Source organism: Kitasatospora sp. NPDC001660, from assembly GCF_053596725.1.
This window is the reverse complement of the sequence record NZ_JBSFGU010000032.1, coordinates 25431-46310: the sequence shown is the minus strand read 5'-3', so window position 1 is coordinate 46310 and position 20880 is coordinate 25431. Positions and strand designations below refer to the sequence as shown.

Below are 20880 nucleotides of genomic sequence, written 5' to 3'. Positions count from 1 at the left end.
CACTGGTGGACACGCGAGAGGGCCCCGCACCATCGTGGTGCGGGGCCCTCTCGCGCTGAACTGCCGGGCTCAGGCGCTCTTCTCGCGCCGCTCGCGCTTGATCATGTCGCGCGGGACGAGCGTCGGGATCGCGTGCTTGGAGACCACGTCCCCGGTGACCACCACGCGGGCGACGTCCTGGCGCGAGGGAACCTCGTACATCACCGACATCAGCACCTCCTCCATGATGGCCCGCAGACCACGCGCGCCGGTGCCGCGCAGGATCGCCTGGTCGGCGATCGCCTCCAGCGCGTCCCGCGAGAACTCCAGTTCCACGCCGTCCAGTTCGAAGAGCTTGCGGTACTGCTTGACCAGCGCGTTCTTCGGCTCGGTGAGGATCTGCAGGAGCGCCTCGCGGTCCAGGTTGTGCACGCTGGTGATCACCGGCAGACGGCCGATGAACTCCGGGATCATGCCGAACTTCACCAGGTCCTCGGGCATCACCTGGCGGAAGTGGTCGCTCGCGTCCGACTCCCGCTTGGAGCGGATGTTGGCGCCGAAGCCGATGCCCTTGGCACCCGCGCGGCCCTCGATGATCCGCTCCAGACCGGCGAACGCGCCGCCGACGATGAACAGGACGTTGGTGGTGTCGATCTGGATGAACTCCTGGTGCGGGTGCTTGCGCCCGCCCTGCGGCGGCACCGAGGCGGTGGTGCCCTCCAGGATCTTCAGCAGCGCCTGCTGCACGCCCTCGCCGGAGACGTCCCGGGTGATCGACGGGTTCTCGCTCTTGCGCGCGACCTTGTCGATCTCGTCGATGTAGATGATCCCGGTCTCGGCCTTCTTGACGTCGTAGTCGGCCGCCTGGATCAGCTTGAGCAGGATGTTCTCGACGTCCTCGCCGACGTACCCGGCCTCGGTCAGCGCCGTGGCGTCCGCGATCGCGAACGGCACGTTGAGCATCCGGGCCAGGGTCTGCGCCAGCAGGGTCTTGCCGGAGCCGGTGGGGCCCAGCAGCAGGATGTTGGACTTGGCCAGCTCGATCGCGTCATCGCGGCCGTTGCCGCCGCTGCGGCCCGCCTCGCCCGCCTGGACGCGCTTGTAGTGGTTGTAGACGGCCACCGACAGCGCCTTCTTGGCGAGGTCCTGGCCGACCACGTACTGGTCCAGGAACTCGTAGATCTCGCGCGGCTTCGGGAGTTCCTCGAAGCGCACCTCGGAGGTCTCGGCGAGTTCCTCCTCGATGATCTCGTTGCACAGGTCGATGCACTCGTCGCAGATGTACACGCCTGGGCCGGCGATCAGCTTCTTCACCTGCTTCTGCGACTTGCCGCAGAACGAGCACTTGAGCAGGTCGCCACCGTCTCCGATGCGTGCCACGAGGTGCTTCCCCTTCGCCAGGGGCCCCGCAGGGGTTCCGGGGCCTGGTGCTGTGGACCGTCAACGCCGACGGCGATCGGTCTCGCTATCCGACGGTACTCTGCCGGGCCCCTGATTCCGTCCTCTTCGCCGGGTCTGCCCTACGCCCTGGGCGAATTGATACCGAACAGATGCCGTTGCGGAGGCCGCCGACGGGTCCGGGGCGGGGCGCGCAACCCGTGCGCGCCCCGCCCCGGACTGGGCCCCTCTCCCCCCCGCCTGACGGCTGGGCGGTGCCCCCAGCCCGCCGGCGGGCAAGAGGAGGGGGATGCCGGCCTCAGGAGGTCAGCGAGGTCTTGCGGGTGGAGATGATCTGGTCGATCAGGCCGTACTCGACGGCCTCCTCGGCGGTCAGGATCTTGTCGCGCTCGATGTCATCGCGCACCTGCTCCACCGACTTGTTGGAGTGCTTGGAGAGCATCTCCTCCAGCTGCTCGCGCATCCGGAAGATCTCCTTGGCCTGGATCTCCAGGTCGGACACCTGGCCGCGGCCGGTCTCGGTGTACGGCTGGTGGATCAGGATCCGGGCGTTCGGCAGCGCCATGCGCTTGCCGGAGGTGCCGGCCGCGAGCAGCACGGCCGCGGCGGAGGCCGCCTGGCCCATGCAGACCGTGGTGATGTCCGGCTTCACGTACTGCATGGTGTCGTAGATGGCCGTGAGGGCCGTGAACGAGCCGCCGGGCGAGTTGATGTACATCTGGATCTCGCGGTCCGGGTCCATCGACTCCAGGCACAGCAGCTGCGCCATGATGTCGTTCGCCGAGACGTCGTCGACCTGCGAGCCGAGGAAGATGATGCGCTCCTCGAACAGCTTGGCGTACGGGTCGTACTCGCGGATGCCCTGCGTGGTGCGCTCGACGAAGCGCGGGACGATGTAGCGGCCCTCGGCGCGCATGTCCTCGACGCGGGCCTGGGCGGCCGACAGGCTGGGGATGTTCATGGGGGTTCTTGTCCTCCGGGGCGTTGGGGCTGTGGTCTCGTGGGCCGGGCCGAGGCTCAGGCGCCCGTGCCGCCGCCGCCGGGAACGTCCGCGGCGCTGTGCATGATCGCGTCGATCAGGCCGTACTCCAGGGCCTCCTCCGGCGTGAACCACCGGTCGCGGTCGGAGTCCCTGGTGATCTGCTCGAAGGACTGGCCGCTGTGGAAGGCGATCAGCTCGGACATCCGCTTCTTGGTGCGCAGCAGCTGCTCGGCCTGGATGCGGATGTCCGTGGCGGAGCCGCCGAGGCCGGCGGACGGCTGGTGCATCAGGATGTTGGCGTTCGGCAGCGAGAAGCGCTTGCCCTTGGCGCCGGCGGTCAGCAGGAACTGGCCCATCGAGGCCGCCATGCCCATCGCGATGGTGACGACGTCGTTCTTGATGTACTGCATGGTGTCGTAGATCGCCATGCCGGCCGAGATCGAGCCGCCCGGGGAGTTGATGTAGAGGAAGATGTCCTTTTCCGGGTCCGCGGCCAGCAGCAGCAGCTGCGCGGTGATCTTGTTGGCGATGTCGTCGTCGACCTGCTGGCCGAGGAAGATGATCCGCTCGTTGAGCAGCCGGTTGTAGACCTGGTCGCCCAGGCCGCCGAGCACGTCACCAGAGGCGGCGTGCGGCGCCATCGGGCCCATCTGCATCTGCGGGAACGTCACTTAGCCACCTGCTCAGTCGATTTGGACGGTCGCGTGGCGGCCGTCACGGTGTCGCACAGCTTCCGGGTATCACGTCGTGATTGTTGCTGTCCAAGGACCCTAACGCGCAGGCCGGGCCGCAGAATCCCCCACGCAGAACTGTTCGCTGTGAGCGCAGGGTCGCACGCGCCGGACCGGGCTCCTCCGCTTGGGACGGCTCCCGGGCGGGCCGAATCCGGGTGGGACGGCTGCGGGCCCGGACGCCTTGACGGCGTCCGGGCCCGCTGCGTGCCTCAGGGGCTACCGGGGCGATCAGGCCTCGGTCTTCTCCTCGGCAGCGGCCTCGGTGGCCTCGACGGTCTCGCCCGACTCGTCCTCGTCGTCGAAGTTGACCTCGTTGCCCTCGGTGTCGACGACCTTGGCGGCCTCGACCACGGTGGCCAGCGCCTTGCCGCGGGCGACCTCGCCGACCAGCAGCGGCACCTGGCCGCCCTGGACGACCTGCTGGGCGAACTGGTCCGGGGTGAGGCCGGAGCCGGCGGCGCGACGGATGAGGTGCTCGGTGAGCTCCTCCTGGTTAACACCCAGCTCCTCGTCGGCGACGATCTGGTCCAGGACGAACTGGGTCTTGATGCCCTTCTTCGCCTGCTCCTCGATCTCCGCGTCCCACTCCTCGCGGGACTTGCCCTGGGTCTCCAGGTAGGCGTCCAGGGTCAGGCCCATGGGCTCCAGCTGGTGGTGCTCCAGGTTGTGCTTGCGGGTCTGGATCTCGTCCGCGAGCAGCTTCTCCGGGTACTCGATGTCAACCAGCGCGAGGAGGGCGTCCAGCACCTTCTCCTGGGCCTGGGTGGCCTGGTCGTACTCCTTCATGCGCTCCAGGCGCTTGCGGGAGTCGGCGCGCAGGTCCTCCAGGGTGTCGAACTCGCTGGCCAGCTGGGCGAACTCGTCGTCCAGCTCGGGCAGCTCCTTCTCCTGGACGGCGGTGACGGTGACGGTGACCTCGGAGGTCTTGCCCGCCTGGGTGCCACCCTTGAGCTCGGTGCTGAAGGTCGCGGTGCCACCGGCCTCCAGGCCCGTGACGGCGTCGTCGATGCCGTCGATCAGGCGGCCGGAGCCGATCTCGTAGCTCACGCCGTTGGCGGTGCCGTCCTCCGGCACCTCGCCGTCGACCTTGGCGACCAGGTCGACGACCACGATGTCACCCGCGGCGGCGGCGCGCTCGACGTCCTTGACCGAGGAGAAGCGCTCGCGCAGCTGCTCCAGGGACTTCTCGACGTCCTCGTCGGCGACGACGATCGGGTCGACGGTCACCTCGATGGAGGAGTACTCCGGCAGGGTGATCTCCGGACGGACGTCCACCTCGGCGGTGAACTTCAGGTCGCCGCCGTCGGCGATCTTCTCGACACCCTCGATGTTGGTGATGTCGGGCTGGCCGAGGACCTCGATCTTGCCCTCGTCGACGGCCTGCGTGTAGAAGCGCGGCAGGGCGTCGTTGACGGCCTCCTCCAGCACGGCGCCACGGCCGAAACGCTGGTCGATGACGCGAGCCGGGATCTTGCCCTTGCGGAAGCCCGGAACCGTGACCTGCTGGTTGATCTTCTTGTACGCCGCGTCGAGGCTGGGCTTGAGCTCCTCGAAGGGCACCTCGACGGTGAGTCGAACCCGGGTCGGGTTCAGAGTCTCGACGGCGCTCTTCACGGTTAGGTCTCCTATGGGCTTGCGGTCAGGTTGCCTCCGCCATCCCCGGTTCCGCCGGCCGGGGCCGGTACGGGTGGGTCTGGCGAGACGGGCGATGGGCGGTTGGAGCTGCATCTCCCGTGGGGGGTGGACGGTGAGCGTGACTCCTCGCCCTCGTGCGGTTGACCTGGGTGGACGCCGCAGGGACTACCGCCAGCGCCCCATCCTACCGGTACCACGAAAGGCGGACGCCAGACGCCACCGTACCCGGGAAACAGAACAGGGCCCCGCCCGGTGGGCGAGACCCTGCCGCACGTCGGGGTGACCGGATTCGAACCGACGGCCTTCCGCTCCCAAAGCGGACGCGCTACCAAACTGCGCCACACCCCGTGGTGCCGAGAGGAAGCGTACACGCCGGGCCCCGGCGGTTCGCCGACTTATTTCGGGGCCGCCGGACGGGGTTTCGGGAGACCGCCGGGGGCGTGCGCGGAAATGCGGTGTGCACGGGAGCGACCGGACCAGGTAGTCTGTTCCCCGAACTTCCGGCTCCGCCCGGAGGATCGTGCGGGCGTAGCTCAATGGTAGAGCCCTAGTCTTCCAAACTAGTCACGCGAGTTCGATTCTCGTCGCCCGCTCTCCGGCCCGGCCCCGGTGCGTCCTCGCACCGGGGCCGTCGGCGTTGTGGCGGCGGACCGCGGGGTCGTCGCGGGTCACAGCGCCAGGCGGGCGGCGCGGGCCGCGGCGCGGTCGAGCAGCAGGTGGACGTCGGCCTCCCGGGTGGTCGGACGGTCGTTGTACTCGTCCGGGGAGCTCGCCGGGCGGCCGGTCGCGTGCAGGACCTCCATCAGCTGGACGCGCGCGGCGCGGACGGTGCGCGGGGTGCCGTAGCCGTGCGCGAGGACGGCGGCCTGGGCGCCGAGCAGGCAGACCCGGCCGCGCGTGTCCCACATCGCCCCCTGGAGCCAGCCGAACGCGCCGATGTAGCGCGAGGCGAGCCGCAGGTGGTCGGCGGCGGTGACCGGCACCGGGCGGGCGGGGCGGCGCAGCACCCGGTCCAGCAGGGTGGCCCGGGGCTGCGGGTGGCCTGCGTGCCAGGGGCGGAGGGCGGCGCCGTACGGGCAGACGTACGGCACGGGGGTGCGCGCGGGGGCGGGCAGGGAGGCGAGGTAGGCCTCGACCTCGGCGGCCAGGCCGGAGCCGTCCGCGCCCCTCAGGATCGGTGAGGAGAGGGGCACGAGCGGCGGAGGGGGTGTCAGGTCGGTGCGGGGCATGCGGGTTCTCCGGGCGGACGGCCTTCAGGTTCCGCTCCCCAAAATGGTGCATTCAGGGCATTTCCGCGACCGGAGGACCGGGCGGTCCGGGCGGTTTCCCGGCAGGCTGTCGGGCCGATAGCCTCGGCGGCGTTCGAGCGCAGTTCGAGCGCGCGTCCGGAGCGGCACGCGGAACAGGGCATCACGCAGATCGCTGCGGTCCCGAGGTGGAGGAGTCCCGGTGCGTCCGGAGGAGCGGCTTGCCGTCATACAGCGCTGCGTGGTGCGGGAGATGGCGCAACTCGGGCAGGTGTTCACCGTGGACGGCGAGGTGGTGCGCGGCCCGGGCACGACGGCGGTGGCCGTGCGCGAGCACCCGGGGGGCGACGGGGGCGGCCACGTCGACCTCGGCTTCGCGCTCCACCTGGGCCGGGCGGACGCGCCGGTGGTGTGGGATTGCGCTGCGGGCCTCGGCAAGACCGAGGAGGAGAAGCTCGCCAACGCGGTGAAGATGTGGGCGACCACCACCGCCTCGGTACTGGTCGAGCTGACGGACGGCCGGGGCGTCTTCGCCGACCACGCCGACCACCCCGAACTGCCCGGCCGGCACGCCGTGCAGGGGCCGGCGGCGGTGTTCGGCTTCGGCAACGAGCGGCTGGCGGCCTGGCTCGCGGAGCACCGGGTGCTGCCCGCGCTGGCGCCGGCGCTGCGGCCGGAGCTGACCGGGACGGGCCCGGTCGGGGTGAAGCTCTTCCTGGGCGGGAAGGCGGGCGACGACGTCGCCGAGGTCCGGGTCAACGGCGAGGTGTCGGAGGCGGCTTCGGCGGCGCTGCGCGCGCTGGACTGGCCGCGCGGCGAACGGCTGTGCTGGGCAAGGCTGTTCGTCCTGCTGACGACGGTGGAGCCGGCCCGGCCGACGGTGGCACCGACGGGTGCCGGGGCACCCGCGCCGCTGCGCACGTCGGCCCCGGCGGCGGTGCGCCCCCGGGGACTGTTCGCTCGTTGGCGGCAGGCCAGACGGGCCGGCCGGTGACCTCGCGCGGGTGCCGCCGGCTCTCCCGGCGGCCGGTCAGCCGCCGGTGATGCCGGAGATGCTGTGGGCCAGGTTGGCGAGCAGGGAGTTGATCGAGCCGGCGACGGTGGTCTCGTGGAGCATGAAGCCGAACAGGGCGGCGATGATCGCGTGCGGGATCTTCAGCTGCTTGTTGCGGATGAAGATGATGCACAGGATCGCGAACAGGACCAGCGCGGAGACGGAGAGTGCCACCCGGACTCACTTCCTCGTTTCATAGCGGGGCGCCACCGGCCGGCGGCACCTGCGAAGCCGGACCCCGGCCTGTCCGACGGTCCCGAGGCGGAATCGCGGACCGTCCGGCACACCCCGGCCGGGCAGGGAGCACACAGCGATCGCACAAGGTCTGCCGTGCCGCACGTGACGCCCCCCATCCCCCGAATCCTGACCAGTCCCGCCCGGACTCAGTGTGGTCGAACGTGCCGATTGCGTAAAGGTCTGACAGTCAGCCCAACGCCGATATCCTGCGATGCGAGACGAGTTTCCGCCGTCCGAGACGATAGCCGAGCCGCTCCGACGAATCGTCGGCGGGGCCTCGCTGAGCGGCCGGGAAACGTGCGGGGGCGGGGAACGGAAGGCTCAGGTCCGCTCCGCTGACGGGGCGCCCGATTTGGCCGAAGATCGGCACCCGAACTTGACAGTTCATGCCGACGGCACGTGCCACCAGCGGGCGCTTGGCGCCGGCCGACGGCCCGCCGGACGGCCCGTCAGCCGCTCAGTCGCGCCAGAGGAGCAGCACCGCGCGGTCGTCGTTGATGTCCCGGGCGACCGTCTCGATCAGCGCGGCCGCGGCGCCGGCGCCCGCGCCCGGACCGCTGCCGGGTACCAGCCGGTCGGCCTCCCCCATCAGCCGGTCCATGCCCTCGGCGAGGTCCCGGCCGGGCTCCTCGACCATGCCGTCGGTGCACAGCAGCAGGACGTCGCCGCGGTCCAACCGCCCGCGCACGCCCTCGAACTTGGCGCCGTCGTAGATGCCGAGCAGCGGGCCCTCGGCGGCCTCCTTGACCTCCCAGCGCCCGGCGCCGGCGAGGCGCTGCATGCCCGGCAGGTGCCCGGCGGACAGCAGTTCGTACTCGCCGGTGTCCAGGTCCAGCACCAGGTGGACGGCGGTCGCGAAGCCCTCGTCCCAGGACTGGCGCAGCAGGTAGCCGTTGGCGGCGGGCAGGAAGTCGTGCGCGGGCAGCGAGCCCACCAGGCCGCCGAAGGCGCCGGACAGCAGCAGCGCCCGGGATCCGGCGTCCATGCCCTTGCCGGAGACGTCCGCGAGGACCACCTCCAGCACGCGCTGGCCCGGGCCGGTGCGGGCGGCGACGACGAAGTCCCCCGAGAACGACTGCCCGCCGGCCGGGCGCAGTGCCATGTCGGCGTGCCAGCCGTCCGGCAGCGCGGGGACGCGGCTCTGCACCCGCAGCCGCTCGCGCAGGTCGAACAGCATGGTCGATCCGCCCCACCAGGGCACGCCGACCCGGGCCCGGAACTGGGCCAGCAGCAGGCCGCCGACCCCGGCGGCGCCGACCACGAGGGCCGCGCCCGGGGTGACGCCGTAGACGTAGGCCTCGGGGTTCAGGCTGGCGACCCGCTCGCCGGTGTGGATCACGGACTCGGCGGACAGGCCGAGCGCGGCGAGCGCGTACAGCACCACCAGGCTGCCGGGACGCAGCAGCAGGGCGCCGGCCAGGATCGGCAGGACGAGAGCGGTGGGCGGGGCCCAGGCGGGGATCCAGATGTTGAGCAGGATCAGCAGGGGGACGAGCAGGGCGAGCGCGCAGAGCACCGGCCAGTCGGCGGCACCGCCGCGGAAGTAGTCGACTCCGGCGGTGCGCAGCCTTCGGCGGACCCGGCGGAGCATCCTGCGCAACCGAGCCGTCACGGGCTCGGGCGCCGGGGCGGCGCCGGGCCTCGTCGCAGTCGTCTGGGGCGGTGCGCCCGGCGGTCTGCCAGCCATGGGCTCCGACCTTATCCACGGGCACCGCCCGGCGTCGACGGCCCGGCCTGGCGCGGTCGCGCCGAGACGCGGGCGCGTCAGCGGGTTTCGGCCGATCGGTGCGGTGGCGGGCGCGGCGTCAGGAGGCGTACGCCGGTTGGGCGTACGAACCAGGCGGACGGCGCATGCTCCCCGCGTGCGGGGGTGTCCGCGCGCTGGTGGGTTGTGGCCGATGCCACAGGGTGCACCGGGCTCGGAACGACGGCGGCCGGCCGCGCCGGGGTGCGCGGCCGGCCGCCGAGGGGGTCGGTGGGGAATTCGGGGGAGGAGCGTCTCAGCCCTGGGGGTGGTGGGCCGGGATGGGCGGGAGCTCGCCGGTGGTCTCGTACTCGCTCAGCATCTCGATCCGGCGGGTGTGCCGGGGCTCGCCGCTGTAGGGGGTGTCGAGGAAGACCTCGACGAACCTGGTGGCCTCCTCGACGGTGTGCATGCGGCCGCCGATGGAGATCACGTTGGCGTTGTTGTGCTGGCGGCCGAGCTCGGCGGTCTGCACGCTCCAGGCCAGCGCGGCCCGCACGCCCTTGACCTTGTTGGCGGCGATCGCCTCGCCGTTGCCGGAGCCGCCGATCACGACGCCGAGGGCCTCGGCGTCGGCGGCGGTGCGCTCGGCGGCGCGCAGGCAGAACGGCGGGTAGTCGTCCTCGGCGTCGTAGATGTGAGGCCCGCAGTCGACCGGCTCGTGGCCGGCCTCCTTCAGCCACTCCACGAGGTGGTTCTTCAGTTCGTATCCGGCATGGTCGGAGCCCAGGTACACGCGCATGCCCATGAGTGTGGCATGCGCGGGCACCCGGGCTCCGCAGGGGGCGCTCGGCGTGGGTCAGCGCCGGCCGAGGAGCTTCCAGACCAGCGGGAGGGCGCCGGCGGCGAACGCGGCCTTGATGGCGTCACCGACGAGGTACGGGTAGAGGCCGAGCTCGGCGGCGCGGGCGAGCGGCACGTGCAGCGAGAACGCCAGGTACGGGACGCCGACGGCGTAGATGGCGAGGGTGCCGAGGACCATCGTCACGGCGGTGTTGACCGGGGTCCGGTCGGCGCCGCGGCGGGCCAGGGCGCCGGTCAGGCCGGCCGCCAGGACGAAGCCGAGCACGTAGCCCAGCGACGGCATCGCCCAGCCCGAGGTGCCCTCGGCGAACCAGGGCAGGCCCGCCATGCCGGCCAGCAGGTAGAGCGCGAGCGAGGCGACGCCGCGGCGGGCGCCGAGCGCGGTGCCGACCAGCAGGGCGGCGAAGGTCTGGCCGGTGACGGGCACCGGCGAGCCCGGGACGTTGACCGACAGCTGGGCGGCGACGCCGGTCAGCGCGGCGCCGCCGGCGACCAGGGCGAGGTCGCGGGCCTGGGCGCCGAGGCGGGTGGTGGCGGCGGGCAGCAGGTCGGCGAGGACGGCGCGGGTCGGTATCGACGTGCCGGCAGTGGCCATGGGGGTCTCCTCGTGGGGGTCCAGGTGAGTGAACACCTGTGAACCTACGTGGTGATCGACTCCGTCACCGGCACGGTTTCGGACAAACCGCCACCGGAGGCGTTGTCGGAACCGCCCGATCGACGGAGCGTGACCGCATTCCCGACCCAGCGTCACGGCGGGGTCCGCATGGTGGGCCCGCCTCCCCCGCCCTTGGCATGGACAGCGGTGTCCCCGGATATTGGACAACCCATGCCGCATTCCGCACAGTCTGGATCCACCTCCATGGCCCCAACCTCCGCGCCCCCGGCGCCCGGGAGCAGCGACACCGCTCCCCCGGCCGCCGGCCAGCAGCTCTCGCACGGGCTGAAGCAGCGCCACCTGTCGATGATCGCGCTCGGCGGGGTGATCGGCGCCGGCCTCTTCGTCGGCTCCGGCGCGGGCATCGCGGCGGCCGGGCCCGCCATCATCCTCGCGTTCACGCTCTCCGGCCTGCTGGTCATGCTGATCATGCGGATGCTCGGCGAGATGTCCGCCGCCCGCCCGGCCTCCGGCTCGTTCTCCGTCCACGCCGAGAAGGAGATCGGCCCCTGGGCCGGCATCACCGCCGGCTGGATGTACTGGGTGATGCTGTGCTGCGGCGTCGCCGCCGAGGCCACCGCGGCCGGGAAGATCGTCAACGGCTGGATACCCGGCGTCTCGGCGTGGGTCTGGGTCGGCCTGTTCATGGTCTTCTTCTGCGCCAGCAATCTCACCGCCGTGAAGAACTTCGGCGAGTTCGAGTTCTGGTTCGCCACCATCAAGGTCGCCGCGATCGTCACGTTCCTGGTCCTCGGCGGGCTCGGCATCGCCGGCGTGATCGGCCCCGGCACCCCCGGCACCACCAACCTGACCGGCCAGGGCGGCTTCCTGCCCAACGGCGTCAGCGGACTGATCGTCGGCCTGCTCGCGTCGGTGTTCGCGTACGGCGGCCTGGAGACGGTCACCATCGCCGCCGCCGAGTCCGACGACCCGAAGAAGAACGTCGCCAACGCGGTGCGGACGGCGGTCTGGCGGATCGCGATCTTCTACATCGGCTCGATGGCCCTGGTCGTCACCCTGGTGTCCTGGAAGGACCCGGCGGTCGTCCAGGACGGCCCGTACGTCACCGTGCTGCGCCACCTCGGGGTGCCCGCCGCCGGGACGATCATGGAGGCGGTGGTGCTGATCGCACTGCTGTCCGCGATGAACGCCAACATCTACGGCGCCTCCCGGATGGCGTACTCGCTGGTCGGCCGCGGGCAGGGCCCCAAGGCGCTGGCCAAGGTCGGCGGGGGCGTGCCGCGCCGGGCGGTGCTGGCTTCCTGCCTGTTCGGCTTCGGCGCCGTGCTGGCCGCCAAGTTCTGGCCGGCGACCGTGTTCACCTGGCTGATGAACACCACCGGCGTCGCGATCCTCGTGGTCTGGCTGTTCATCTGCGCCGTCCAGCTGCGGATGCGCCGCCGGCTGGAGCGCGAGGCGCCCGAACTGCTCACCGTGAAGATGTGGGGCTACCCGTACCTGACCTGGGTGGCGATGGCCGCCGTGGCCGGCATCCTCGCGCTGATGACCACCACCGAGGGCGACCGGCAGCAGCTGTACGCGGCCGGCGTGCTGGTCGCCGCGCTGACGGCCGCCGGGCTGCTCAAGCAGCGCCGGGACGCGGCCGCGCGGTAGCCGCACGTACCCGAAGGGGCCCGGTACCACCTGGTACCGGGCCCCTTCGCACGACTCACGTGCACGACTTCACGTGTGCGACTTCACGTGTGCGACGCGAACCTCACTCGAAGGACGGGCCCGCCGTCCGGGTGCGCTTGATCTCGTAGAAGCCCGGGGTGGAGGCCACCAGCAGGGTGCCGTCCCACAGCCGGGCCGCCGCCTCGCCGCGCGGGGTCGGGGTGACCACCGGGCCGAAGAAGGCGACCCGGTCGCCGTCCGCGCCCTCCACCGCGATCACCGGGGTGCCGACGTCCTCGCCGACCAGCGAGATGCCCTCCTTGTGGGAGGCGCGCAGGGCCTCGTCGTACGCGTCCGTGTCGGCCGCGTCCGCCAGCTCGGCCGGCAGGCCCGCGGCCACCAGCGCCGCCTCGACCGTCGCCCGCTCCAGCGGCATCGCCTGGTTGTGCAGGCGCAGGCCCAGCTCGGTGTAGAGGCGGCCGAGCACCTCCTCGCCGTACTGCTGCGCGGCCGCGATGCACACCCGCACCGGGCCCCAGCCCTTGTCCATCAGGTCGCGGTACTGCTGCGGGAGGTCGCGGTCCTCGTTGAGCACCGACAGGCTCATCACGTGCCAGTTCACGTCCACCGGACGAAGCTGCTGGACCTCGATCAGCCAACGGGACGTCATCCACGCCCACGGGCAGATCGGGTCGAACCAGAAGTCGGCGGTCTTGCGCTCGGCGGCGGTCGTCACTGCGGTCGTCCTTCGTGAGGTGTCCGAGGAATGGGGGAAAGGCTTTCCCCCCATCCGAGGGCCAACGCCCGCCCGGCCCCGCTGATTCCGCCCCGGCCCACCGGCCTGTGCAATGGTACCGGCGCGGGACGGCGTGAAAGGATGCCCCTGATGCGCCGAACCCCGCGCAGGACCGCACAGACAGAAGCGCACCACCGTGCGAGCCGGACAAAGGAGTACCGCCGTGCCGGGCAAGAACCTGAGCCGCGACGAAGCCCAGCAGCGGGCCAGCATCCTGACCGTGGACGGCTACCAGGTCCGGCTGGACGTGACCTCCGCCCCCGACCCCGCGGCCGCGACCTTCCGCTCCACCACCACCGTCGCCTTCCGCTGCACCCGGCCCGGCACCGGCACCTTCCTCGACCTGCTCGCCCCCGCCGTCCGCTCGATCACCCTGAACGGCCGCGCGATCGACCCGGCCACCGCCTTCGACGGTGCCCGTGTCCACGTCGACGGGCTCGCCGCCGACAACGTCCTCACCGTCGAGGCCGACTGCGCCTACAGCCGCACCGGCGAGGGCCTGCACCGCTTCGTCGACCCGGCCGACGGCGAGACCTACCTCTACACCCACTACGAGCCGGCCGACGCCCGCCGGGTCTTCGCCAACTTCGAACAGCCCGACCTGAAGGCCCCGTTCACCTTCACCGTGACCGCCCCGGCCGCATGGGACGTGTGGTCCAACGCCGTCTCCGAGAACGTCGGCACCGAAGGCGCGGCCCGCACCTGGGAGTTCGCGCCGACCAAGCCGATCTCCACCTACCTCACCGCCGTCGTCGCCGGCCCGTACCACGTCGCCCGCGACCACTACAGCCGCGAACTGGCCGACGGCACCACGCTGGAGATCCCGCTCTCCGCGATGTGCCGCAAGTCGCTCGCGCGCTACTTCGACGCGGACGAGATCCTCGGCGTCACCAAGCTCGGACTCGACTTCTTCCACGAGGAGTTCGACTACCCGTACCCGTTCGGCAAGTACGACCAGGCCTTCGTGCCCGAGTACAACATCGGCGCCATGGAGAACCCCGGCTGCGTCACCTTCAAGGAGGACTTCGTCTTCCGCTCGAAGGTCACCGACGCCGCCTACGAGGGCCGCGCCAACGTCATCCTGCACGAGATGGCGCACATGTGGTTCGGCGACCTCGTCACCATGCGCTGGTGGGACGACCTGTGGCTCAAGGAGTCCTTCGCCGACTTCATGGGCTCCTACGGACTGATCGGCGCCCGCACCCGCTACAGCTCCGCCTGGATCACCTTCGCCAACCAGCGCAAGGCCTGGGCCTACCGGCAGGACCAGTTCCCCACCACCCACCCCATCACCGCCGACATCCGCGACCTCGAGGCCGCCAAGCTCAACTTCGACGGCATCACCTACGCCAAGGGCGCCTCCGTCCTCAAGCAGCTCGTCGCGTACGCCGGTTCGGAGGCCTTCTTCGAGGGCGCCCGCCGCTACTTCGAGCGCCACGCCTTCGGCAACACCGAACTCGCCGACCTGCTGAACATCCTGGAGGAGACCAGCGGCCGCGACCTCAAGTCCTGGGCCGCCGCCTGGCTGCAGACCGCCGGCGTCAACTCGCTCACCCCCCAGGTCACCCCCGACGCCGAGGGCCGGATCACCGAACTCGCCGTCCTCCAGGACGGCACCGTGCTGCGCCCGCACCGGATCGCCGTCGGCCTCTACGACCGCGACTGCGACGGCGCCCTCGTGCGCACCGCCCGGATCGAGCTCGACGTCACCGGCGCCCGCACCGTCGTCGCCGAGGCCGCCGGCCGCCCCCGCCCGGCGCTCGTCCTGCTCAACGACGACGACCTCACCTACTGCAAGATCCGCTTCGACGCCGACTCGCTGGAGACCCTGCGCACCGGCCTCGGCGAGATCCGCGACGACCTCGCCCGCGCCCTCGCCTGGTCCGCCGTCTGGAACCTCACCCGCGACGGCCTCATGCCCGCCCGCGACTACGTCGCCCTGGTGCTGCGCTTCGCCGGCCAGGAGGGCAACATCGGCGTCCTGCAGTCCCTGCACACCCAGGCCAAGGCCGCCGTCGACCTCTACGCCGACCCGGCCTGGCGCGCCGAGGGCGGCCGGCTGCTCGCCGACGGCGCCCTGCGCGAACTGCGCGAGGCCGTCCCCGGCAGCGACCACCAGCTGGCCTGGGCCCGTTTCCTCGCCCAGACCGCGGGCGGCGCCGAGCACCTCGGCCTGGTCCGCGGCCTGCTCGCCGGCAGCGCCCGGATCGACGGCCTGGAGGTCGACCAGGAGCTGCGCTGGTCGCTGTGGCTCGCCCTGGCCGCCGCCGGGCACGCCGCCGACGAGGAGCTCGCCGGGGAGCTGGCCGCCGACAACACGGCCAGCGGCAAGCGCCAGTACACCCAGTGCCTGGCCGCCCGCCCCACCCCCGAGGCCAAGGCTGCCGCCTGGTCGGCCGTCGTCGACTCGGACGAACTGCCCAACGCCCTGGTCGAGGCGAACATCGCGGGCTTCGCCCTGCCCACCCACCGCGACCTGACCGCCCTCTACGCGGCGCCCTACTTCAAGCTGCTGGAGAAGATCTGGGCCGAGCGGACCATCGAGATCGCGATGCGTTTCGTCGGCGGCTTCTTCCCGAGCGCCCAGATCAGCGAGCAGACCCTCGCCGAGGCCGACGCCTGGCTGGACGGCCACCCGGGCGCGGCGCCCGCGCTGCGCCGCCTGGTGATCGAGCGCCGGGACGACCTGGCCCGGGCCCTGCGCGCGCAGGCCTGCGACCGGGCCTGACGGCCGCCGCGTGAAGGGGCCCGCCGCAGTGGCGGGCCCCTTCTGCGTGCGGCGTCACCCGCCGGGCTGCGCGTCGTCGCCGTCGACCGGAGCTGTAGAAGGTGCTGCCGCCGTACTTCCAGGTCGCCGGCACTGAGGTTCGGTCCGTCGGCCGCACAACGCACAAGGGGGCGGGCCCGGTTGGCGCAGCATGCGAAAGAGGCCGGACCGCGAGGTGCGGTCCGGCCTCTCAGCCACTAGCGCGGTGCTCAGCCGATGAGCGAGCGCAGCACGTACTGCAGGATGCCGCCGTTGCGGTAGTAGTCCGCCTCACCGGGGGTGTCGATGCGGACGACCGCGTCGAACTCGTTGCTGGTCCCGTTCGGGCCAACGGCAACGACCTTGACGGTCTTCGGGGTGCGGCCCTCGTTGAGCTCGGTCACGCCGGCGATGGAGAAGGTCTCCTCGCCGGTCAGGCCGAGGGAGTCGGCGTTCTGGCCCTCGGGGAACTGCAGCGGCAGGACGCCCATGCCGATCAGGTTCGAGCGGTGGATGCGCTCGTACGACTCGGCGATGACGGCCTTGACGCCCAGCAGCGCGGTGCCCTTGGCGGCCCAGTCGCGGGACGAGCCGGAGCCGTACTCCTTGCCGGCCAGGACGACCAGCGGGATGCCGGCGGCCTGGTAGTTCTGCGAGGCGTCGTAGATGAACGACACCGGCGCGTCGGCCTGGGTGAAGTCGCGGGTGTAGCCGCCCTCGGTGCCCGGCGCGATCTGGTTGCGCAGGCGGATGTTGGCGAAGGTGCCGCGGATCATGACCTCGTGGTTGCCGCGGCGCGAGCCGTAGGAGTTGAAGTCGCGCTTCTCGACACCGTTGGCGGTCAGGTACTGCGCCGCCGGGGTGCCCGGCTTGATGTTGCCGGCCGGGGAGATGTGGTCGGTGGTGACCGAGTCGCCCAGCTTGGCCAGGACGCGGGCGCCGGCGATGTCGGTCACCGGGCTCGGGGTCTTGGCCATGCCCTCGAAGTACGGGGGCTTGCGGACGTAGGTGGACTCGGCGTCCCACTCGAAGGTGTTGCCGGTCGGGACCGGGAGCGACTGCCAGCGGTGGTCGCCGGCGAAGACGTCCTGGTAGCCCTTGTCGAACATGTCCTGGTCGATGGAGCCGGCGACGACGTCGGCGACCTCCTGCTCGGACGGCCAGATGTCGGCGAGGAAGACGTCGTTGCCGTCGGCGTCCTGGCCCAGGGCGTCCTTGGTGATGTCGACGTTCATGTTGCCGGCGAGGGCGTAGGCGACCACCAGCGGCGGGGAGGCCAGGTAGTTCATCTTGACGTCGGGGTTGATCCGGCCCTCGAAGTTGCGGTTGCCGGAGAGCACCGAGACGACGGCGAGGTCGGCCTCGTTGACGGCGGCCGAGACCTCCTCGGGCAGCGGGCCCGAGTTGCCGATGCAGGTGACGCAGCCGTAGCCGACCAGGTTGAAGCCCAGCTTCTCCATGTACGGGAGCAGGCCGGCCTTCTCGTAGTAGTCCATGACGACCTTGGAGCCGGGCGCCAGGGTGGTCTTGACCCAGGGCTTGACCGTCAGGCCCCTCTCCACGGCCTTCTTCGCCAGCAGGGCGGCGCCCAGCATGACGGAGGGGTTGGAGGTGTTGGTGCAGGAGGTGATCGAGGCGATCACGACCGCGCCGTTGTCGATCTCGTACTTCGAGCCGTCGGGGGCGGTGACGGTGGTCGGCTTGGAGGCCTCGGCCGAGTAGGCCGGCAGCGCCTCGGCGAACTTCTGCGCGGCCTCGGCCAGGATGACGCGGTCCTGCGGACGCTTCGGGCCGGAGATCGACGGGACGACGGTGGAGACGTCCAGCTCCAGGTACTCGGAGTAGACCGGCTCGACCGACGGGTCGTGCCAGAGGCCCTGCTCCTTGGCGTACGCCTCGACCAGGGCGAGCTGCTGCTCGTCGCGGCCGGTGAGCTTCAGGTAGTTGATGGTCTCGGCGTCGATCGGGAAGATCGCGCAGGTGGAGCCGAACTCCGGCGACATGTTGCCGATGGTGGCGCGGTTGGCCAGCGGGATGGCGCCGATGCCGTCGCCGTAGAACTCGACGAACTTGCCGACCACACCGTGCTTGCGCAGCATCTCGGTGATGGTGAGGACCAGGTCGGTGGCGGTGGTGCCGGCCGGCAGCTGGCCGGTCAGCTTGAAGCCGACGACGCGCGGGATCAGCATGGAGACCGGCTGGCCCAGCATGGCGGCCTCGGCCTCGATGCCGCCGACGCCCCAGCCGAGCACGCCCAGGCCGTTGACCATGGTGGTGTGCGAGTCGGTGCCGACGCAGGTGTCCGGGTAGGCCTGGCCGCCCCGGACCATGACGGTACGGGCCAGGTGCTCGATGTTCACCTGGTGGACGATGCCGGTGCCCGGCGGGACGACCTTGAACTCGTCGAAGGCGGTCTGGCCCCAGCGCAGGAACTGGTAGCGCTCCTTGTTGCGGCCGTACTCGATCTCGACGTTCTGGACGAAGGCGTCCGGGGTGCCGAACTTGTCGGCGATGACGGAGTGGTCGATGACCAGCTCGGCCGGCGCCAGCGGGTTGATCTTGGCCGGGTCGCCGCCCAGCTCCTTGACGGCCTCGCGCATGGTGGCGAGGTCGACCACGCACGGCACACCGGTGAAGTCCTGCATGATCACGCGGGCCGGGGTGAACTGGATCTCCTGGCTCGGCTGGGCGGTGGCGTCCCAGTTGCCGAGTGCGCGGATGTGGTCGGCGGTGATGTTCGCGCCGTCCTCGGTGCGGAGCAGGTTCTCCAGCAGCACCTTGAGGCTGTACGGCAGCCGCTCGGAACCCTCGACGGCGGAGAGCTTGAAGATCTCGTACGACTCGTCGCCCACCTGCAGCGAGCTGCGGGCGTCGAAGCTGTTCGCGGACACGACTGACTCCTTCTGTGTGCTTCACGCGATATCCGGCCACCACGGTGGTAAGGTCAGCCTTAGTTAGGCTTACCTTGCCGCATCGCCGGCGAGCGCCTCTCGGCAAGTATCTTGATGTCGAGATATACGGTAATGGGCAGTTATCTCGATGTCGAGATAAACCATAGTGCATGCCGCCGCGTTCACCACCGCAGGCATGCCCGGATCGACGTCCGCCCAGTTCAGCGGCCGTCCGGGCCGCGCCGCTTGCGCTCCAGCCGAATCAGCCACACCGCCCCCGCCACCACCCCGCCGAGCAGCAGCAGGACCAGCAGCATCCCGCCTCCGGCGGCGACCGGCCCAGGGGCGACATCGGCCAGCAGGGTCGTCGTCATGCGTCCTCCTCGATTCGCGCGGGGGCGCCCCGGTGGGCGGCCCCCAGGACCAGCATCAGCAGCACCGGGAACTCCAGGTAGGCGTGGTAGCTCGCCACCGCCGCGTACAGCGCACGGCCCTGCGCGTAGTCCGCCGCGAACAGCACCGCCAGCACCCCGCCGGCCGCCGCACCCAGCGCCCAGGCGCGAGCACCCCGCAGAGCCGGCACCCGGGCCTCGAAACCCTCCGTGGCCTCCGCCGCGTAACGCGGCAGGAACCACACCCACACCACGTAGTGCATCGTCTGCAGGAACGCGAACACCGCCAGGAAGCGCAGGCCGAGGTTGGAGGCGAGCCAGGCGGGCGGGGTGTAGGCGGCTTCCAGGCGGGCCGTCCAGCCGCCCGCCGCGCCCGCCAGCAGGCCGTCCAGCAGCCCGCTCAGCAGCAGCGCCGGCACCAGCAGCACCCACGTGAACTGCAGCGCGAGAAACAGCGCGCGCCCCCGCGCCAGCCGTCGCGACCACTCCCACAGGAACAGCAGCGGCACCACGTTGTGCAGGTGCGCCAGCACCACGAAGTGGTACGCCGGGAAGGACAGCGACCCCGCCGCCGCTACCGCCAGCACCACCGCGGCACCCGCCAGCAGCAGCGGACGGCCGCGCAGCCCGTACCAACAGGCCGCCGCCAGCAGCCCGTACGCCAGCAGGATCTCCGCCGACCGGGAGAACGCGGACGGCGGCAGGAGCCGGCACACGACGATGCCGGTGACCAGGATGAGCAGCAGCCGCAGCAGCGGACCGGCCAGCACCACCGCGAACCGGCCCGCCACGTACCGCAGTTCCAGCACGTTGTGGAGCAGCCCGAAGGCCGCCAGCCCCAGCACCGCCAGCCCGGTCGGCGTTCGCAGCGCCAGCACGAGGGCCAGCACCACCGCCACCACGAAACCCGCCTGCGGGCCCACGCCCAGCCGCAGCCCCGGCCCGGCCGCGGGCCAGGCGCCGGAGGCCGTCCCCGTATCCGTGATCGCCGTACCCGTGATCGCCACGCTCCCCCTCCCCATGGCACGATTCCCTGCCGTGCGCTACCCGGTGGCCCTCGCCCTCACCCTGCTGACCGAGACGCCCGTCTACACCGCCGCCCTGGCCCTCGCCGGGCGGGTCCGCCCGGGACGGGCCGTGGCCGCGGCCGTGCTGGTCAACCTGGCGACGCACCCGGTGCTCTGGTGGACCCTCCGGCACTGGACCGGCGGGCCCGCCGCAGCGTACTGGACGGCCTTCGGGCTCAGCGAGGCGGCGGTCTGCGCGGTCGAGGCGCTCCTGCTCTGTCCGGTCACCGGCCTGCGCCCGCGCGACCCGCTCCCCTGGATCGCCTCCGGCACCGCCAACGCCGCCTCCATGCTCGCCGGACTGCTCGCCGGACTGCTCGCCGCACCGCTCCTCGGCGGCTGACGCGTCCGCCGCCGCTCCCCGCCGCGGCGCCCGTCCGGCGTCCGTCCGGCACCCGGCCCGAATCCCGCCGCCACCGGCCGGGGCACGGGCGGGTACGGTGGCCGTGAAGTGACGTTTCGGGAAGGACCGGGGCCGACCGATGATCGTGGTGGACGCGTCCGCGCTGGTGCTCGCGCTGGCCGACGAGGGCCCGCGCGGTGCTGCGGCCCGGGCCGAACTCGCCTCCGACGGCGAGTGGTTGGCGCCCGAGCACATCGTCGTCGAGGTGATGCAGTCGCTGCGCGGCCTCTACCTGGCCAAGGAGCTGACCGCCGAACGGGTCGCCGAACTCACCACCGAGCTCGCCGCGGTGGCGATCCGCAAGGTCGAGGTGGCGCCGCTGCTCGGCCGGATCTGGGAACTCAAGGACAACCTCACCCCGGACGACGCCGCGTACGTCGCCGTCGCCGAGCGGTACGGGGTGCCGCTGATCACGGCGGACCTGCGGCTGATGCGGGCCAGCGGGCCGCGCTGCGAGATCCGGGGCATCCACCGCCCGCCGCAGTGAGCCGGCCGGGGGTGT

At 71.6% G+C, this 20880-nt stretch carries 18 protein-coding genes and 2 tRNA genes; 6 read left to right on the top strand and 14 right to left on the bottom strand.

All coding sequences use genetic code 11. The annotated features are described in order from the left end of the window. Window positions 1–69: 69 nt before the first annotated feature. From clpX to ACWCXH_RS28060, 5 genes are all read right to left on the bottom strand, one after another. Window positions 70–1359 (bottom strand): ATP-dependent Clp protease ATP-binding subunit ClpX, encoded by a 1290-nt coding sequence (gene clpX / locus ACWCXH_RS28080; RefSeq protein ID WP_196950255.1) that lies wholly within the window; start codon window positions 1357–1359, stop codon window positions 70–72. A 316-nt stretch (window positions 1360–1675) separates the two neighbouring features. Next, window positions 1676–2338, bottom strand: coding sequence for an ATP-dependent Clp protease proteolytic subunit (locus tag ACWCXH_RS28075; RefSeq protein WP_449804267.1), 663 nt, complete (start codon window positions 2336–2338; stop codon window positions 1676–1678). A 56-nt stretch (window positions 2339–2394) separates the two neighbouring features. Beyond that, a complete protein-coding gene (locus tag ACWCXH_RS28070) occupies window positions 2395–3009 on the bottom strand; it encodes an ATP-dependent Clp protease proteolytic subunit (RefSeq protein ID WP_329931219.1) in 615 nt (204 codons plus the stop codon). Window positions 3010–3321: 312 nt separating this feature from the next. Beyond that, on the bottom strand, window positions 3322–4707 hold the full coding sequence (gene tig, locus ACWCXH_RS28065; RefSeq protein ID WP_449804266.1) for a trigger factor: 1386 nt from the start codon (window positions 4705–4707) through the stop codon (window positions 3322–3324). Between the two features lie 295 nt (window positions 4708–5002). Then, window positions 5003–5076, bottom strand: a tRNA-Pro gene (locus ACWCXH_RS28060). A 174-nt stretch (window positions 5077–5250) separates the two neighbouring features. Between ACWCXH_RS28060 and ACWCXH_RS28055 the strand changes: the two genes are divergently transcribed. Next, window positions 5251–5321, top strand: a tRNA-Gly gene (locus tag ACWCXH_RS28055). A 75-nt stretch (window positions 5322–5396) separates the two neighbouring features. Here the strand turns inward: ACWCXH_RS28055 and ACWCXH_RS28050 are convergent. Continuing rightward, on the bottom strand, window positions 5397–5957 hold the full coding sequence (locus tag ACWCXH_RS28050; RefSeq protein WP_449804265.1) for a DUF6197 family protein: 561 nt from the start codon (window positions 5955–5957) through the stop codon (window positions 5397–5399). Window positions 5958–6177: 220 nt separating this feature from the next. Here ACWCXH_RS28050 and ACWCXH_RS28045 point away from each other — a divergent pair, with 220 nt between their 5' ends. Continuing rightward, the gene (locus tag ACWCXH_RS28045) at window positions 6178–6969 is read left to right on the top strand and encodes a DUF6348 family protein (protein ID WP_449804264.1); all 792 of its coding nucleotides are present in this window, start codon (window positions 6178–6180) and stop codon (window positions 6967–6969) included. A 36-nt stretch (window positions 6970–7005) separates the two neighbouring features. Here ACWCXH_RS28045 and ACWCXH_RS28040 read toward each other — a convergent pair whose 3' ends face one another. The 4 genes from ACWCXH_RS28040 to ACWCXH_RS28025 form a co-directional block, all read right to left on the bottom strand. Then, window positions 7006–7203 carry a hypothetical protein gene (locus ACWCXH_RS28040; protein ID WP_363648347.1) on the bottom strand — a complete coding sequence of 66 codons (198 nt, stop codon included), beginning with the start codon at window positions 7201–7203 and terminating at the stop codon, window positions 7006–7008. 520 nt (window positions 7204–7723) lie between these two features. Further along, window positions 7724–8857, bottom strand: a complete 1134-nt coding sequence (locus ACWCXH_RS28035) for a PP2C family protein-serine/threonine phosphatase (RefSeq protein WP_449804263.1) — start codon at window positions 8855–8857, stop codon at window positions 7724–7726. A 409-nt stretch (window positions 8858–9266) separates the two neighbouring features. Next, entirely contained in the window at window positions 9267–9752 is a 486-nt protein-coding gene (locus ACWCXH_RS28030) for a ribose-5-phosphate isomerase (protein ID WP_449804262.1), read from the bottom strand. Window positions 9753–9809: 57 nt separating this feature from the next. Then, a complete protein-coding gene (locus ACWCXH_RS28025; protein ID WP_449804261.1) occupies window positions 9810–10409 on the bottom strand; it encodes a biotin transporter BioY in 600 nt (199 codons plus the stop codon). Between the two features lie 264 nt (window positions 10410–10673). On the opposite strand from ACWCXH_RS28025, the gene ACWCXH_RS28020 reads away from it, so the two are divergent. Next, entirely contained in the window at window positions 10674–12083 is a 1410-nt protein-coding gene (locus ACWCXH_RS28020) for an amino acid permease (protein WP_449804260.1), read from the top strand. Between the two features lie 103 nt (window positions 12084–12186). On the opposite strand, the gene ACWCXH_RS28015 is transcribed toward ACWCXH_RS28020, so the two are convergent. Further along, on the bottom strand, window positions 12187–12819 hold the full coding sequence (locus tag ACWCXH_RS28015; RefSeq protein WP_449804259.1) for a mycothiol-dependent nitroreductase Rv2466c family protein: 633 nt from the start codon (window positions 12817–12819) through the stop codon (window positions 12187–12189). A gap of 223 nt (window positions 12820–13042) precedes the next feature. Between ACWCXH_RS28015 and pepN the strand changes: the two genes are divergently transcribed. Further along, window positions 13043–15607, top strand: coding sequence for an aminopeptidase N (pepN, locus tag ACWCXH_RS28010; RefSeq protein ID WP_449804258.1), 2565 nt, complete (start codon window positions 13043–13045; stop codon window positions 15605–15607). A 248-nt stretch (window positions 15608–15855) separates the two neighbouring features. Here the strand turns inward: pepN and acnA are convergent, their stop codons facing one another. From acnA to ACWCXH_RS27995, 3 genes are all read right to left on the bottom strand, one after another. Next, complete coding sequence (gene acnA / locus ACWCXH_RS28005; protein ID WP_449804257.1) at window positions 15856–18516, bottom strand: aconitate hydratase AcnA; 2661 nt, start codon at window positions 18514–18516, stop codon at window positions 15856–15858. Window positions 18517–18737: 221 nt separating this feature from the next. Further along, complete coding sequence (locus ACWCXH_RS28000) at window positions 18738–18890, bottom strand: hypothetical protein (RefSeq protein ID WP_449804256.1); 153 nt, start codon at window positions 18888–18890, stop codon at window positions 18738–18740. Then, a complete protein-coding gene (locus ACWCXH_RS27995; RefSeq protein ID WP_449804255.1) occupies window positions 18887–19915 on the bottom strand; it encodes a hypothetical protein in 1029 nt (342 codons plus the stop codon). Before ACWCXH_RS27995 ends, ACWCXH_RS28000 begins: the two co-directional genes overlap by 4 nt. Window positions 19916–19928: 13 nt before the next feature. On the opposite strand from ACWCXH_RS27995, the gene ACWCXH_RS27990 reads away from it, so the two are divergent. Together ACWCXH_RS27990 and ACWCXH_RS27985 are read left to right on the top strand one after the other, a co-directional pair. After that, window positions 19929–20318, top strand: coding sequence for a hypothetical protein (locus ACWCXH_RS27990; RefSeq protein WP_449804254.1), 390 nt, complete (start codon window positions 19929–19931; stop codon window positions 20316–20318). Window positions 20319–20457: 139 nt separating this feature from the next. After that, window positions 20458–20865 carry a type II toxin-antitoxin system VapC family toxin gene (locus ACWCXH_RS27985; protein WP_449804253.1) on the top strand — a complete coding sequence of 136 codons (408 nt, stop codon included), beginning with the start codon at window positions 20458–20460 and terminating at the stop codon, window positions 20863–20865. Window positions 20866–20880: the final 15 nt, after the last annotated feature.